At 49.6% G+C, this 15,271-nt stretch carries 11 protein-coding genes; 6 read left to right on the top strand and 5 right to left on the bottom strand.

What is annotated here, in order from left to right; all coding sequences use genetic code 11:
- Window positions 1–64 precede the first annotated feature (64 nt).
- The 5 genes from CWE07_RS12305 to nspC all read left to right on the top strand — a co-directional run bounded on the left by CWE07_RS12305 (window position 65) and on the right by nspC (window position 8,197).
- On the top strand, window positions 65–1,483 hold the full coding sequence (locus tag CWE07_RS12305) for a sodium-dependent transporter (RefSeq protein ID WP_111570447.1): 1,419 nt from the start codon (window positions 65–67) through the stop codon (window positions 1,481–1,483).
- An 8-nt stretch (window positions 1,484–1,491) separates the two neighbouring features.
- Window positions 1,492–3,420 carry a tRNA(Met) cytidine acetyltransferase TmcA domain-containing protein gene (locus CWE07_RS12300; protein ID WP_111570446.1) on the top strand — a complete coding sequence of 643 codons (1,929 nt, stop codon included), beginning with the start codon at window positions 1,492–1,494 and terminating at the stop codon, window positions 3,418–3,420.
- A gap of 38 nt (window positions 3,421–3,458) precedes the next feature.
- Window positions 3,459–5,735, top strand: coding sequence for a prolyl oligopeptidase family serine peptidase (locus CWE07_RS12295; RefSeq protein ID WP_126819011.1), 2,277 nt, complete (start codon window positions 3,459–3,461; stop codon window positions 5,733–5,735).
- A gap of 93 nt (window positions 5,736–5,828) precedes the next feature.
- Window positions 5,829–7,031, top strand: a complete 1,203-nt coding sequence (locus CWE07_RS12290) for a saccharopine dehydrogenase family protein (protein WP_111570444.1) — start codon at window positions 5,829–5,831, stop codon at window positions 7,029–7,031.
- Window positions 7,032–7,060: 29 nt separating this feature from the next.
- Window positions 7,061–8,197 carry a carboxynorspermidine decarboxylase gene (gene nspC / locus CWE07_RS12285; RefSeq protein WP_111570443.1) on the top strand — a complete coding sequence of 379 codons (1,137 nt, stop codon included), beginning with the start codon at window positions 7,061–7,063 and terminating at the stop codon, window positions 8,195–8,197.
- Between the two features lie 81 nt (window positions 8,198–8,278).
- Here the strand turns inward: nspC and CWE07_RS12280 are convergent, their stop codons facing one another.
- The 4 genes from CWE07_RS12280 to murB form a co-directional block, all read right to left on the bottom strand.
- Window positions 8,279–8,959: a tetratricopeptide repeat protein gene (locus tag CWE07_RS12280; protein WP_241974139.1), complete on the bottom strand. Its 681-nt coding sequence runs from the start codon at window positions 8,957–8,959 to the stop codon at window positions 8,279–8,281.
- A gap of 82 nt (window positions 8,960–9,041) precedes the next feature.
- A complete protein-coding gene (locus CWE07_RS12275; protein WP_111570442.1) occupies window positions 9,042–9,767 on the bottom strand; it encodes a type III pantothenate kinase in 726 nt (241 codons plus the stop codon).
- Window positions 9,764–10,756: a bifunctional biotin--[acetyl-CoA-carboxylase] ligase/biotin operon repressor BirA gene (gene birA / locus CWE07_RS12270; protein WP_111570441.1), complete on the bottom strand. Its 993-nt coding sequence runs from the start codon at window positions 10,754–10,756 to the stop codon at window positions 9,764–9,766. Before birA ends, CWE07_RS12275 begins: the two co-directional genes overlap by 4 nt.
- Window positions 10,753–11,745: a UDP-N-acetylmuramate dehydrogenase gene (gene murB / locus CWE07_RS12265; RefSeq protein ID WP_111570440.1), complete on the bottom strand. Its 993-nt coding sequence runs from the start codon at window positions 11,743–11,745 to the stop codon at window positions 10,753–10,755. The genes birA and murB overlap by 4 nt, the downstream gene beginning before the upstream one ends.
- A 197-nt stretch (window positions 11,746–11,942) precedes the next feature.
- Here murB and CWE07_RS12260 point away from each other — a divergent pair, with 197 nt between their 5' ends.
- Window positions 11,943–12,515 (top strand): YceI family protein, encoded by a 573-nt coding sequence (locus tag CWE07_RS12260; RefSeq protein ID WP_111570439.1) that lies wholly within the window; start codon window positions 11,943–11,945, stop codon window positions 12,513–12,515.
- Between the two features lie 90 nt (window positions 12,516–12,605).
- Here the strand turns inward: CWE07_RS12260 and CWE07_RS12255 are convergent, their stop codons facing one another.
- Entirely contained in the window at window positions 12,606–15,014 is a 2,409-nt protein-coding gene (locus CWE07_RS12255) for a TonB-dependent receptor plug domain-containing protein (protein ID WP_111570438.1), read from the bottom strand.
- Window positions 15,015–15,271: the final 257 nt, after the last annotated feature.

The following is a 15,271-nucleotide window of genomic DNA, read 5'->3' as shown; positions in this document are numbered from 1 at the left end:
CCAAGCTACAAAACCTGATATAACCGTTGCCACCTTCTAAAAAGATAACAACAAAAGGACCCTTATGAACGCGGAACGGGAACATTTTAGCTCCAAGTTAGGTTTTGTATTGGCAGCTGCAGGCTCGGCCGTCGGCATCGGTAATATGGTCGGCTTCCCGGTTGCCGCCACCAAAGGTGGTGGCGGTGCTTTCCTGGTGATTTACGCTGCCTTTGTCGCCTTTATATGTCTACCCGTTATGCTCGCTGAGATGAACCTAGGCCGTAAAACTCAGCTTGACCCGCAAGGTGCATACCCCGCAATTGCTGGCAGCAAAAGCCCATGGCGCTTCGCTGGTTGGTTGGCTGTATTGACTCCCTTTATGATAGGGGTGTTTTATATGGTAATTACCGTTTGGATCCTCGGCTATTTGCTGCAAACCGTGATGGGAAATCTTGATACGCTGGCCAATCCAGACTACTTCGGTACCTTTATAAATAATTATTCCGTATTCGCATACTTAGTGGTGGTAGCAGCCATTGTCCACGTTATTTTAGTCGGCGGCGTGCGCAAAGGAATTGAGCGTGCATCGCGTATTTTAATGCCATCCTTATTCGTTATGTTGCTTGGCCTGGTGGCATTTGTCCTGACCTTAGATAACGCATGGACCGGCGTGCGTTTCTTCCTGGTGCCAGATTTCTCGCAGGTAGATGGCGATGTGATTAGCGGCGCTTTATCGCAAGCGTTCTTCTCGCTGTCATTGGGCATGGGTATATTAATCACCTACGGTTCGTACTTCCGTCAACGTGATGATTTAGTCGGCTCGGCTAAGCTAGTCGCGGTCGCCGACTCGCTGGTCGCTTTTGTTGCTGGCTTAATGATTCTGCCAGCTATCTTTGTATTTAACCCCGACACTAACCCGGAGAACTTAAATGAATCGTCGGTGGCGATGATATTCACTTTCTTGCCTCAAATCTTCTTAGCGCTGCAGGATACCTTAGGGTATGGAGGCGCCAGCGCCGTCGCGGCAGTATTCTTCTTGCTGGTATTTTTCGCAGCAATTACATCACTGGTATCGATTATTGAAGTGCCGACGTCCACCATAGTGCGCAAGTACAATATCAGCCGCAAACGCGCATTAGGCTTGTTGGCTCTGACCATGGGTTCACTGACACTTATCGCCATTGCCTCATTCGGCATGATCTCATTTTTCACCAATTTCGTGAGCTACGGCGGTGGTTCTCAGTCGTTCTTTGATGTCATTTACGACGTATTTTATGACACTGTATTACCACTCAACGGGCTACTTATCTGTCTATTTGTAGTCTGGCGCTGGAAGCAGGCTTCTTTCCATGAAGCCCTTGCTGAGGGAAATCGTAGTTACAGCCAAAGCTTGTTAAAGCGCTACATTAGCTTTTCGTTGAGTACCTTTATTCCAGTCATTTTAGCGCTGGTATTTATCAATACCGTGGCAAGCATTTTCTTCGCTGCCCCGCTGTTCTAAGCCGACACATGCAGATGCATACGCGCCTGCAAGCGTTAATTGACAAGGCCGCTGCCACTCGCTGGCGCGGCCTTGCTGTTATTCAAGCTGAGCCTGAGGTTGAGTTTAGCTGGCCAACCGAAGCCTTAGTATTAACAGGCGCTTTGAATCGATATCGCGAACATTTAGGCCAAAGCCAAACTCTGGTGGTGGTCGATATGCGCCACGATCTACACGCTGACGCCTTAGCCGCAGCGGTGCAAATTGTACAAGGTGGTGGGGTTGCCGTATGCGTTGTTCCAAGCCAAACAAATGCTTTTATTACACGCCTGACCAGCTACCTGCCACCGCTTTGGTCATTGCATTGGGTGTGCCCCAGCGCTTGCGCGCATACTGATCTCAGCAATTTGACCGTCAAGGCGCCACAAACCCAAACTATTGAGCTTACCTTAGAGCAACAGGACGTCCTGGAGGCGTTAACTGCGCATATTCATACCCATTCATTGACAGCTCCGGCGTTACTGTCAGCTGCGCGTGGGCGTGGTAAGTCCACCGTGTTAGGTGTGCTGGTGCAACGCTTAGCGGAGTTAAATCGACCCGTGGTCGTGTGCGCGCCGTCGAAGCGCCAGCTGCAAGCATTAGATGCTATCGCAGCGCAACAATATCGCTTTGTCGCGCCTGACGCATTGGCCACTGGTGCCAGACAAGAAGGGATTGTGATTGTGGATGAAGCCGCCAGTTTGCCCGCAAATATACTGGCACAAATTGTTCAGCGTTATCCAGGCGTCATCATGGCCACTACCAATGAGGGTTATGAAACCTGTGGCCGCGGCTTTTTGCTGAACTTTTGCCGTCAACTCAAACATCAATACCCAGCTATGCAACAACTGAGCTTGGTGGCGCCCCAACGCTTCGCCCAAGGTTGCCCACTTGAAACATGGTTACACCAAGTCTTACTTTTACGCCCGACTGCGCAGCCTGATATCAGCGCCAAGGATGCAAGCACAGCGCCGTGTCATTATATGTGGTGTCACGCGAGCACTTTGAGCGAACCCCTTCTTAGCCAGTGCTTTGCGTTGCTCATGGATGCGCACTATCAAACCAGCCCGAATGATCTGAAGCAATTGCTTGATTCCCCAAACCAACAATTATGTATCCAGTTCGCTGACACCGACATGCAACAGGTGACTGCGGTGGCTTGGCTGAGTGAAGAGGGTCAGCTTGATATCGAAATAAGCGAGCAAGTGACGATGGGGCGACGTCGCCCCCCCGGCAACCTGCTGGCACAAAGCTTGAGCTACTATATGCAAGACCCAGAGCTTGCCACCTTGCTTTGGCTTCGAGTCGTGCGTATTGCGGTAGCAGTGCCGCTACAACAGCAAGGCCTGGGTAGCGCACTGCTGCGCCATTTACTTACGGCAGCACACAAGCGTCACTACGTGGCGGTGGGAACAAGCTTCGCAAGCGCACCTGCGATTAATCGATTCTGGCGTCGACATGACTTTCTACCCGTACGTATTGGCAGCAAGCTTGATAGCACAACAGCTCGTCACTCGTTAGTGATGCTTCATTGCATTGCTCCAAACTGGCGTGACCGTGTGACGCTATGGGCTGCAGCCTTTGCGTATGAATTCGAGGCCGCTGCTGTGCTGTATCAGCTAAGTGATGAATATGTCGCTTCCCTCGCTGAATTACCGAATATCAGCATGGAGGCTTACCACAACTGGGCAAGCGCGCGCTTACAAGGCTTTTGTGCCAAGCACCTGGACTTTGCCAACGCACGAATGACGCTGCTGCAAGTACTGAAGCCAAATCTCAATGCTCAACCTTGCTTACGCTATGCACTGTGTGATTTGCCATTAGACGCCGAGTTTAAACGCCAACAAGGTGTCACTGGACGCCGCCAATTACATGAAAAAGTGCGCCAAATTTGTTTAGCCTTGCACATGACGATATAGTAGCAGCTGATAAAGATTTGTTTGGTTTATTGCCTATCATGAATAAGAAGTCGCAGCTCCATCCGTTGTCATTCCCCGCTCAGCATCTACTTGGTCGTCTGAATCCAAGGTTTGCAAGTATCTTGGCGGCATCAGCGCTCGCTGTTAGCTTAACCCACTGTACGGTGGTAGAAGCACCTGAGCCCACGGTGGAAGAGACAAGCATACAATACCCCTACACCTCCCGCTCAGACGCAACGGACGACTATCATGGAACTACGGTGGCTGACCCGTATCGTTGGCTTGAAGCCACTGAACACCCTGCGACGCAGCAATGGGTTGACGCGCAAAACGCGTTGACCGACCAATTTTTTAGTCAGCAGCAAGCTGAACACGGTTTTCAGCCAAGAATTAAACAGCGGTTAACTCAGTTATGGAATTTCCCGCGCCAAAGTGCACCCACTCGCTACGGGCAGCGCTATGTGTACTGGCAAAATAACGGCTTGCAGAATCAAAATGCCATATATTTGCTTGAGCATTTAGATGCGGTTCCGCAACGAATACTCGACGGCAACCAATTAAGTACCGACGGTACTACCGCAATAGCCGATATATCGGTCAGTCCAAATGCCGACTATTTAGCGTATGCGGTTGCCGAACAAGGATCGGATTGGGTGGAATGGCGTGTGCGCGATATGCACACCGGGCAAGACCTTAACGATGTCATTCGTGGCGTTAAATTCACGCCGTTAGCTTGGCTTCCAGATGCCAGCGGATTTTACTACAGCCGCTACCCTGACACCCCTGCTGGCGAACCTGACGACAATCAGCCAGTAGCAATTTACTTTCACCGTCTGAATAGCGCGCAACGCAATGACCGCAATATTTACGACTTGAGCCGCTTTTCAGCGGCCAACCCTTACCCCCACATGACCTCAGATGGGAGATTTTTACTCGCTCGTGTGGAGCATGGGTTTGATGCAAATGCCATACACGTCTTAGATATCAATCAACCAGGTGCGCGCTGGCAGCCGATTATTAATCAATTAGACGGCCGCTATGAATTCATCGCCAGTGACGCGAACCTGCTATTTTTTCATACCACCGCCGAGGCCCCCAATGGCCGCGTTATTGCCGTAGATATGAATCGTCCTGAAGCTAGCCATTGGCAAACATTAATAGAGAGCGATGGCGATGCAGCGATTCGTGACGTGGCTTATATCGGCGGACGCTTTTTCGTGCATCGTTTAGAGCAAGCGCAATCGCGCGTTGACGTGTATAGCGCGCATGGTCGGCACCAACAACAGTTGCCAATAGCGCCAATGAGCACGGTCCACGCGATTACGGGCGGCGCCGAACATTTAGAGGCTTTTATTGAAGTTGAGTCGTTCACGCAACCTGCCAGCGTCTGGCACTACCAAATTGACCATGCTGAATTCACCCAGTTAGACACTCCTCAGCCCCCCGCGCGTTTAGACAAATTAACCACTCGCCAAGTGTGGTACACCAGTTCTGACGGCGAGCCGGTGTCGATGTTTTTGGTCCATCGCAAAGACCTGCAGTTGCAGGGCAACACCCCAACGCTATTGTACGGCTATGGCGGCTTTAATATTGCGCTCACACCAAGATTCAACCCACATTGGATAGCTTGGGTCGAACGTGGTGGTGTGTTAGCAGTACCTAATTTACGAGGCGGCGGTGAGTACGGGCGCGATTGGCATCTTGGTGGCACCCAAGCCAATAAACAGCAAGTGTTCGATGATGCGATTTACGCGGCACGCTGGTTAATTGACAACCAATACACTCAGCCTCAGCGCTTGGCGATTAGTGGCCGCAGTAACGGCGGCTTACTCGTCGGCGCTCTGATGATTCAAGCACCTGACTTATTTGCAGCCGCACTACCCGATGTCGGTGTATTCGACATGCTCAGATACCATACTAGTAGCGCGAACGCTCGGTCATGGCAAAGTGACTTTGGGATTGCTACCGACCCCGATATGTTCGCCGCACTTCGAGCCTATTCACCTCTGCATAACGTAGATAAGCCAGGCTGTTACCCAGCGACTTTGATCACCACAGGCGCCGCTGACAACCGCGTCGCGCCCTGGCACAGCTACAAGTTTGCCGCTAGCCTCCAATATGCACAACATTGCGATGCGCCGATTTTATTGCGCACTTGGGATGCAGTGGGCCATGGCGCTGGCTCTCCAATTTGGTTGCAAATAGAACAAGCGGCAGAGCAATGGGCCTTTTTATATCAAGCACTTGGCTTAGAGCTAAAGCCGCAGGCATTGCAAAGCCAAGCACAATCATCTAATTTAACCGCAATACCTTGAATCAAGCATTGCAAAAGCAAGTGGGCGCAGGCAAAATCGCGCCCACTTTTTCATTCAGCGACACGCGTTTAACCAGTAAAAAAGGGTTTCATCATGTCTAGAGTTTTAATTATCGGCGCCGGCGGCGTAAGCGGCGTTGTAGTCAAAAAATGCGCAATGTTGCCAGAGTACTTCAGCGAAATTCATTTGGCATCGCGTACCGTATCTAAATGTGAAAAGCTGCAACAAGAAGTTGGCAAAGACCGCGTGGTCGGTGTTTACGCAGTGGACGCTGACAATGTCGCAGAGCTAGTGAGCTTAATCAATCAAGTTAAGCCTGACTTAGTGATCAACGTGGCACTACCTTACCAAGACTTACCCATTATGGACGCTTGTTTAGAGACTGGCGTGCATTACTTAGATACAGCCAATTACGAGCCAAAAGACGAGGCCAAATTTGAGTACTCATGGCAGTGGGCGTATCACGATAAATTCAAACAAGCGGGACTAATGGCGTTGTTAGGTAGCGGCTTTGACCCAGGCGTTACCAACGTATTTACCGCTTATGCGGCGAAGCATTATTTTGACGAAATTCACTACTTAGATATCGTCGATTGTAACGGTGGTGACCATGGTCAGGCATTTGCGACCAACTTTAACCCAGAGATCAATATCCGTGAAATTACCCAACGTGGTAAATACTGGGAAAATGGTGAGTGGCATGAAACTGATCCAATCAGCGTGCGTGAAGATCTAGATTACCCGGGCGTCGGTGTGCGTGCGTCTTACTTACTTTTCCATGAAGAACTTGAGTCTCTGGTTAAGCACTTCCCAACGCTGAAACGCGCGCGTTTCTGGATGACGTTTGGCGATGCCTACTTAAACCACTTACGCGTGCTTGAAGGCATTGGTATGACGTCAATTGCACCAATTGACTTCAACGGCCAGCAAATTGCACCGCTTGAGTTCTTGAAAGCCGTATTGCCAAACCCAGGGTCACTGGCTGAAGGCTATGAAGGCCTTACTTGTATTGGAACATACATCACGGGTATCAAAGACGGTAAAGAGAAAACTATCTTTATTTACAACAACTGTGACCATGCCCAGTGTAATGCTGAAGTGGGCGCTCAAGCGGTATCTTACACCACAGGTGTGCCTGCCATGATCGGTGCTTCGCTTATGCTGCAAGGCAAGTGGATGAAGCCTGGCGTTTGGAACATGGAACAGTTTGATCCAGATGAGTTCATGGACCGTCTGAACCAGTACGGTTTGCCATGGCAAGTTGTAGAAGTTGAGCAAAGCCCGTTTAAGCGTTAATTCGTTCGATTTAGTAAGGAGCAGTATCCATGGCAAACCCCTATTTGGACCCGCGTATTCCATCACCGTGCTACGTGTTGGACGAAGCCAAACTGAAAGCTAACCTTGAGCTGATGCAACGTGTGCAGCAAGAGAGCGGCGCGAGTATTATTTTGGCACTGAAGGGGTTTGCGATGTGGAGCGCGTTCCCTCTTGTAAGTCAGTATTTGAAAGGCTGCACAGCAAGTTCAGCATGGGAAGCTGAGCTTGCCGCTGATACCTTTGGCAGCGAAGTGCATGCTTACTCTCCTGCTTATAAAGAGAAGGACATGCAAAGCATTTTGAAGCATTGCAATCACATCTCTTTTAATAGCTTGAGCCAGTGGCAACGCTATGCGGCAGCGGCTAAAGACGCTGGTATATCGGTAGGTATTCGTATCAATCCTGAGCAACCTGAGGCCGATACCGAGTTGTACGATCCGTCTGCGCCAGGTTCGCGCCTTGGCATTCTGAGTCAACAGCTCGAAGGTCAGGACTTGAGTGGAATTGAAGGCTTTCACGTGCATAACCTATGCGAATGTGACTCCTTTGCACTAGAACGTACCCTTGCCGCGGTTGAGCAAAAGTTTGGGCAGTACTTGCATCAGCTTAAGTGGATTAACTTAGGTGGCGGGCACCTGATGACGCGTCAGGGCTATGATGTCGAGCATTTAATCGCTCAACTTAAACGTTTGCGTGAAACCTATGACGTTGAAGTCATTTTAGAGCCAGGTTCAGCGGTCGCATGGCAAACTGGTCCACTGGTGTGTGAAGTAGTAGATATTGTCGAGAACGCTGGGCAAATCGCGATTTTAGATATTTCTGCCACCGCGCATATGCCTGACGTGCTGGAAATGCCTTATCGCCCTAAAATAACAGCGGCGGGTGAGCCCGATGAGTTAGCTCACACGTATCGTTTAGGCGGTAATTCTTGCTTAGCTGGTGACGTAATCGGCTACTGGAGCTTCGAGCAGCCGCTACAAGCCGGTGATCGTTTAGTTTTTGAAGACATGATGCATTACACCATGGTCAAAACAACCTTCTTCAATGGTGTTGAGCATCCAAGCATTGGTATTTTGCGCAGTAATGGTGAATTTGAACTGGTTCGCGAGTTCAGCTATGAAGACTTTAAAGGCCGCTTATCTTAAGCCAAGTAAGATAAGCCAAGTGAGTTAAGCCTGGTGAGGCGCCTGTAGGTTATCGGCAGGCGCAGCCTGCCTCACCTCGCACTATGCGTCCAAAGGACTACGAGCACGCTCAATGATACGTGGTGGCATGCGCTCAGCTAAACGCTGCAGGCGCTGCTGCACTTCGCGGTGGTCTTGGGCGCTAGCGGTAACCGAATTATGTAAGTAATGGTACGCTGCTTCATAATCAAGCGGGCTGCCAACACCGTCTAAAAGCAAATCAGCAAAGCGCTTCTGAGCCGGCAAATAGCCAAGTGCCGCAGCTTCACGTAAATATAGCAACGCCCGTTGCTTATCCTGCTGCACGAAACGCCCAATATGATAGTAACGCCCCATCTGCTCAATCGCTTCTGGCATACCTTGCGCAGCTGCAGCTTCCATATAAGTAACTCCAAGAGCTACATCACGCTCGTAACATACTGCGTACGCGAGCATATCGCCATACAGCAATTGGTACACCGGACGACGCTCAATCTCGGCTTGTGCGCGGATATCTTGATACAGTTGGCAGTCGTCCGTGTCACGAACTTGCTGCAAGTGGGTGTTGCGACGAATCATGCGCACCAAATCGTCGTCAGAATATAACTGAATAGCCTCGAGACCTGCGGTTAACACCGACCTTTGTGCTGCCTCAGCAGCGCGCTCAGGGTTAACGCCACCTTGCCCTGCATGTGCTTGGCTTATGAGTAACGCGGCCACCACGCCAAAAGCTGCTACTTTCATGTTGTGCCTCTGGGGTTCATCGAAATTAAGTATTGTTCACTTTATCGACCAGCGCGGTCAAAACTTCAATCCCAAATGCTGCTTAGGCATTTTGTAGTTCGCGAGCTACCACAGCCAGGCCTTCAAGCACTAAGTGCGGTCGGATTTGAGCATTGTGCACACCGCGAATATCAAGGCCGTCCAAACCGCCGCCGGTAAATAGCCACAGCACGGGCTCCGCCATTGATTGACGAACATACTGGTGAGCCTGCTGAATGAAACCTTCAACAGCTGCCTTGCAGCCCAGATAAAGACCGTCTTCAGTGCACTGACCCAGTTCAACACTTGGGGCGTCAAAGCGAGCACTAATACGCTGACTTTTTGCCACCAGCGCATCCTGCATCGTATGCAAACCGGGTGCAATCCAACCACCCAGATGGCGGCCATCTTTATGCACAAGGTCAAACGTTACCGCGGTTCCGACATCAATCACAGCGCTGTGACCTTTATGATGATGATGGGCTGCGATAATTGCTAACCAACGATCAACACCAAGGCGCTGATAATGGTGATAGCTATTCACAACATCACCGAAATCTCGCTTAGTGTGCACTTGCATGAAAGTGATACCCGCCATGCTTAAGCGCTGTTGGAGCTCTTGGTTCAATGCCTCACTCGCCACAGAAGAGAACAAGACCTGCGTCTGAGGGCTTTGCTCAAGCACCATCAGCAGGTCATTAATACCCATACCATGGCCTAAAAACTTCAGTTGCTGATCATTATAATCTGCCAACTTCCAACGCGTATTGCCAAGCTCAACTAACTTCATTGTCTAGCCCTAATACTAATTTCTCCGCCAAAATAGCGCTTTAATCCACTACCTTGACGAACAAGTAAAGCCCCGTAATTATCAATCCCTTGCCCTACCCCTTGTTGAACATGTTGTCCAAGCAGAATATTTACAGGCTGATTATAAAAGTGGTCCAGGCGCCGCCATTCGGTGACTAAGTCTGCCAGCCCATGCCGGCGAAATTGTTCCAGCACATCTGTGACACCACGAATTAAAGTAACGGCCCATTGGTGTCGATTCAACGGCGCGTCTAGGTGCTTTTGCACGTCCGTATAGGGTTGTTCAATGTTTTGGGTAAAGCGCTCTGGCATACTTAAATTCAAGCCAATACCAATCAAAGCATGTCCTTCACCTGTGGGCTCACCTTCAAGCTCAACTAGCACCCCAGCCACTTTCGCGCCTTGAATATAGACATCATTAGGCCATTTAACACTGACTCCTTGAATGCCTGCCTGTTCAAGAATTTGCGCCAAGCGTAAACCTACCGCCACACTCAAGCCTAAAGCGCTGTTTAGCCCCTCTGGCAACGGCCAATAAAAAGATGCATAGAGGTTACTACCAAAGGGAGATAACCAGGTACGGCCGCGTCGCCCTCGCCCCCGGGTCTGCATTTCCGCTAAAACACAAGTGCCAGGGGTGAGAGTCTTACCGGGTGCATCCACCAGCAGTTGCTTTAAGTCATCGTGGGTCGAGCTGGTTACGCGCTTCAAGTAGATTGGCGCCTGATGTTCCCGCAATTGCTCGCGAATTAAGTCGAATTTCAGCAACTGCAGCGGTTGCGCGAGTCGATACCCTTTACCGTGAACTCTAAACACATCGAGTTGTAGCGCATCTAAATTATCAATGTGCTTATTGATAGCCGTGCGACTAACGCCCAAGGCGTCCGCCAAAGCCTGGCCTGAGTGAAACTGGCCATCGGCAAGGGTCTCAATCAAACGTTCATCAATCCGATTCGATTTGTTCTTCATAATTCGATATGCCCCCGTTCTCCCAGCAACAAAACCTCAGGCTCGAGGCGCACGTTAAAGCGCTGTTCAACTTGTTTGCGCACTTGTTGGGCAAGTTGAATTAAATCCTGCCCAGTGGCTTGATTACTATTGACCAGCACTAGCGCTTGACGCTGATGCACCCCTGCACCGCCAACGCGCAGACTCTTCAACCCAGCTTGGTCAATCAGCCAAGCGGCAGCAAGCTTACAGTCGCCATTCGGGAGCTCGAAGTAACGCAAGTCAGGATAACGCTGGCGTAATTTGCGGCATTGTGTGGCTGATATAACAGGGTTTTTGAAGAAGCTGCCTGCATTTGGCAATACCTTTGGGTCAGGCAACTTGCGCTTGCGCACTTCCACTACGGTATCAAACACCTCACGAGCGCTGACATCCTCAGCTAAGTGCGCCAGATCAGGGTATCCTAGGTGTGGCCGCCAACTAAAGGGCAAGTGGAATACCACTTCAGTAATTAACCAACTCGCGTATTCCGGTTGTTTAAATATGCTGGTGCGATAGCCAAATTGACAAGCATCTTGGCTAAGCTCAAACGCAGTTTGGCTGCGTAAATCGACGCCACGCACACAGGCGATAAATTGTGCGACCTCAACCCCGTATGCACCGATGTTTTGCACTGGGGCTGCGCCCACACTGCCTGGGATCAACGCTAGGTTCTCTAACCCGAAGATGCCTTGCTCCAACAACCGCTCAACACACTGATGCCAATCCTCCCCAGCCCCGATTGTCACCTGATAATAGGCGTCCTTACGCTCGACCGTAAACCCTTGCAGTTGGTTAATGATCAGATGCCCGCAAAAGTCGTGGGTAAATACTGTGTTCGACCCCGCACCTAGAATGAAAGCGTCCGGGTGCCATTCGATAGTCGCAATATCTGCTTTACTTTGTACTCGCTGTACATGGTGCGCAAACGCCGTCAAAGCGAAACTGTGCTTGTCCTTTAAATCAACCATACGTTCTGCAAAGGAAAAAGTGATGCGCCTATTTTAACTCAAATTCGCCCCCATGCGGGTGCCATATTGCGCAAAGACAGCGAAAATCATATTTCTAAGTAATAGATAAAATAATGCTATTTAAAGCTATTTTATATTTAAATTTTAGGACTAAACTGTTTGCATTACGTTATAAATCACCCGCTAGGAGATTACTCATGAAAAAAACTTTAATTGCTGCGGCTGTTGCCGCTATGGCTGCAAGCCCGTTAGCATCGGCAAATGACTACGTGATCGATACTGAGGGCGCCCACGCGTTTATTCAGTTTAAGATTAACCATTTAGGCTACAGCTGGTTGCTTGGGCGTTTTAACGAATTTGAAGGCACGTTCAGCTACGATGAATCAGCGCCAGAAAATGCACGCGTGAATGTCGTGATTGATACTGCGAGCATTGATTCAAATCACCAAGAGCGCGACCAGCACCTTCGCAGCGACGACTTCCTGGACGTAGCGAATTACCCGCAGTCTACTTTCGTAAGCACGGGCTTCACACCTGATGGCAATGGTGGTGGCGTATTGGCTGGTGATTTCACCTTACGTGGCGTGACCCACAATATTGAGTTTCAGATAGATCAAGTAGGTGCAGGTGAAGATCCTTGGGGCATGACGCGCCGCGGCTTTGAAGGCTCGTACACATTCAAGCTTGCAGATTATGGCATTGACTATGACTTAGGCCCAGAAGCCGAGGAAATCGAAATCTATCTTTCTATTGAAGGTATCCAGCAGTAATTAAACTATTACCAAGCTGAATAGACACATTGAAACAAAGAGCCCAGCCAATTGAAATGGCTGGGCTTTTTAGTTCAGAGAGCAAGCGACTTAGAAACGGTAGCTTAACTCAGCGAAGTAACTGCCACCATTGAAGCCAAACGGCGCGTTGGTATTCGGGTACAAGAAAATACCGTTGAATTGGTTTTCAGGCAGTTGACGGTCTGGATAGACGTCAAACAAGTTCTGCACCCCAACACGTGCGCTTAACTGATCATTGAAGCGATAACGCGTGGATAGGTCAGTAATCCATTTACCTGAAAATGTTGTGCGAGTGCCCGCATTATTCTCAATGATGTAATCACCAAAGTAGCTTACTGCTAAATGCGTTTGCCACGCGCCATAATTATGGGTTAAACCGATGGTGCCAGTGTGCTGTGGCACCGAGCGAGTCATCCGCGTGCGCTCAACATTATCAAATAGGCGGTTTTCCAAACCACCAAGTATTTCAGGTAGCTCGACATTATTTACACTAGTTCGATTGTAACCATACGCTAGTTGCGCGCGTAAGCTACCCCAATCGTTGAGCTCAAACTGCTGCGCTACCACCACATCGACGCCTCGAGTCGTCGTGTCGACCGCATTCACAAAGAAGCGCGCATTATCAGCGCCTGCCTGCTCAAGCGCGGCCGCAACAGCCGGCGAGTCAGAAGGAATTAGCGATGACGATAAAATGATGCGATCATCAATATCAATTTGGAATGCATCAATGGTGACAGACAGGCCATTATAACCATTCCACACCAGGCCCAAGCTATAGCTTTGTGATTCTTCAGGTTGTAACGCACCAATGTCTAATGCCTGTGCGACATCGGAAATATTGTTGAAAGTACCTGACTGCTCAGGCACAAGCTCACCGTCTCGGTTAACGAATAGGGTCGAGATATTGGTGAAGTACAATTGCTGCACACTTGGCGCTCTAAAGCCGGTATTGGTGGTTGCGCGTGCTGCAAGTTGATCATTAAATTGATAACGACCAGATAGTTTCCAGCTTACGTTGTCCCCAAAATCTGAATAGTCTTCGTAGCGCAAGGCCGCACCCCATTGAAACGCATCGGTTAGCGCGTTTTCAAGTTCGACGTACAAACCTGTATTGTCACGTGATTCGGTGATTTGAGAATCTGGGGTGAATCCTGTAAAGCCTTGGCTACCTGCGGGACGTCCATCAAAACCGCCATTAATATAAGACGCTTCGTCACCTGCGCGAATTTTGTAATCATTTTCACGGTAGTTAACCCCGAACGCGACTGCGATATCAGAGTTATTGTAGAACTGGAAGAAACGAGTCAGTTCTGCACTAACGCTAAGTTCAGAGGTGCGTAATCCACCAGCAAAAAACTCCTGAGGTGAGTTTGGCCCTAGAGATGCGTTAATACTGTTTTCTAAATGGTACTCAAATAAACTTTCGCCATAACCGACGCTGATATCCGCATCCCAAGTACCTAAACCGAAACGATACCCTGTCACTATGGATGCGTCAGAAGTCTCAGGCGCTAAAGTCGGTAAGAAGCCGTCCGGGTAAACCTCGATCAGGTTGCGGTCATCCAACGCACGACGATAAAATGCACCCGACTTCGATGTCCGATCACTCACACCACCAAAGCTATAGATTTCACCATTGGCTAATTGGTAAGTGAAGTTAGCAAATAGCGCTAAGTTCTCAAACTCGGCATCACCAACGTGGTGGCTTAAACGATTAAATTCGTCTTCTCGAGGATCTAACGACCCATCACCTAACAACGGGTACTGCTGACGAGGGTCTAAACCAGCACGATTGGTGCGGTTCTTATTGTGATACTCTGCAGACAGAGTCAACGCGCCGGCTTGGCCTATGCGAAAACCCGTACTGCCCTGAATTTTAAAATTCTCACCGTCTCCTTCGTAAGTTTGACCACCGGTGATACTGACATCCCCCCCTTGATCTTGGTTACGTAATACGATGTTAATAACGCCTGCTATGGCGTCAGAGCCATACTGTGCTGCGGCACCATCACGTAGTACTTCGATACGCTGAATCGCTGAAATTGGAATCGCGTTTAAATCAACATTCGAACTCCCGCGACCCGTGGTTCCGTTGAGGTGAACCAACGCACTACTGTGACGTCGCTTACCGTTAATCAGAACCAACGTATGGTCCGGTGATAACCCGCGTAAAGAAGCAGGACGAACAGCATCTGATCCATCGGTAATGGACGATGAAGGAAAGTTAAAACTTGGAACCGCGTATTGCAGCGCGCGTGCCGTTTCGGTGATACCTGATGCTTGCAGGTCCTCAGCACTAATAATATCCACCGGCGCAGTTCCATCGGTAGCCGTGCGTTGACTTAAACGCGATCCAATGACAGTGATGCGTTCAGCTTGGGCATCCGCTGATGTTGAGTTAGATTGTGCAATTGCAGCAGACCCTGAGGTCGCAAGCACGCTGGATATTGTTACGGCGAGAAGATTTGTCTTTTTCATTTATAACCCCTTTAACTCATTTTTATCACTATCTTTACGTTAAAAGTAATATAAAAGCGCAGCGTTTGAAATATAACTTTATTGCTAGATATACCTAAATAATCTATGTCTTCGGATGTTTTATGCGCACTGTGTTGGTTTGGTGGTGGGGATGGGGCGGGATGCAAATAAAAAACCCCAGCCTTTTGGGCTGGGGTTGTTTATTTGGATGCCTGGCGGTGTCCTACTCTCACATGGGGAGGCCCCACACTACCATC

It is taken from the genome of Aliidiomarina maris (assembly GCF_003987335.1).
Taxonomy (GTDB): Bacteria; Pseudomonadota; Gammaproteobacteria; order Enterobacterales; family Alteromonadaceae; genus Aliidiomarina; species Aliidiomarina maris.
The sequence above is the reverse complement of the archived record's forward strand: the minus strand, read 5'-3'. Positions and strand labels throughout refer to the sequence as shown.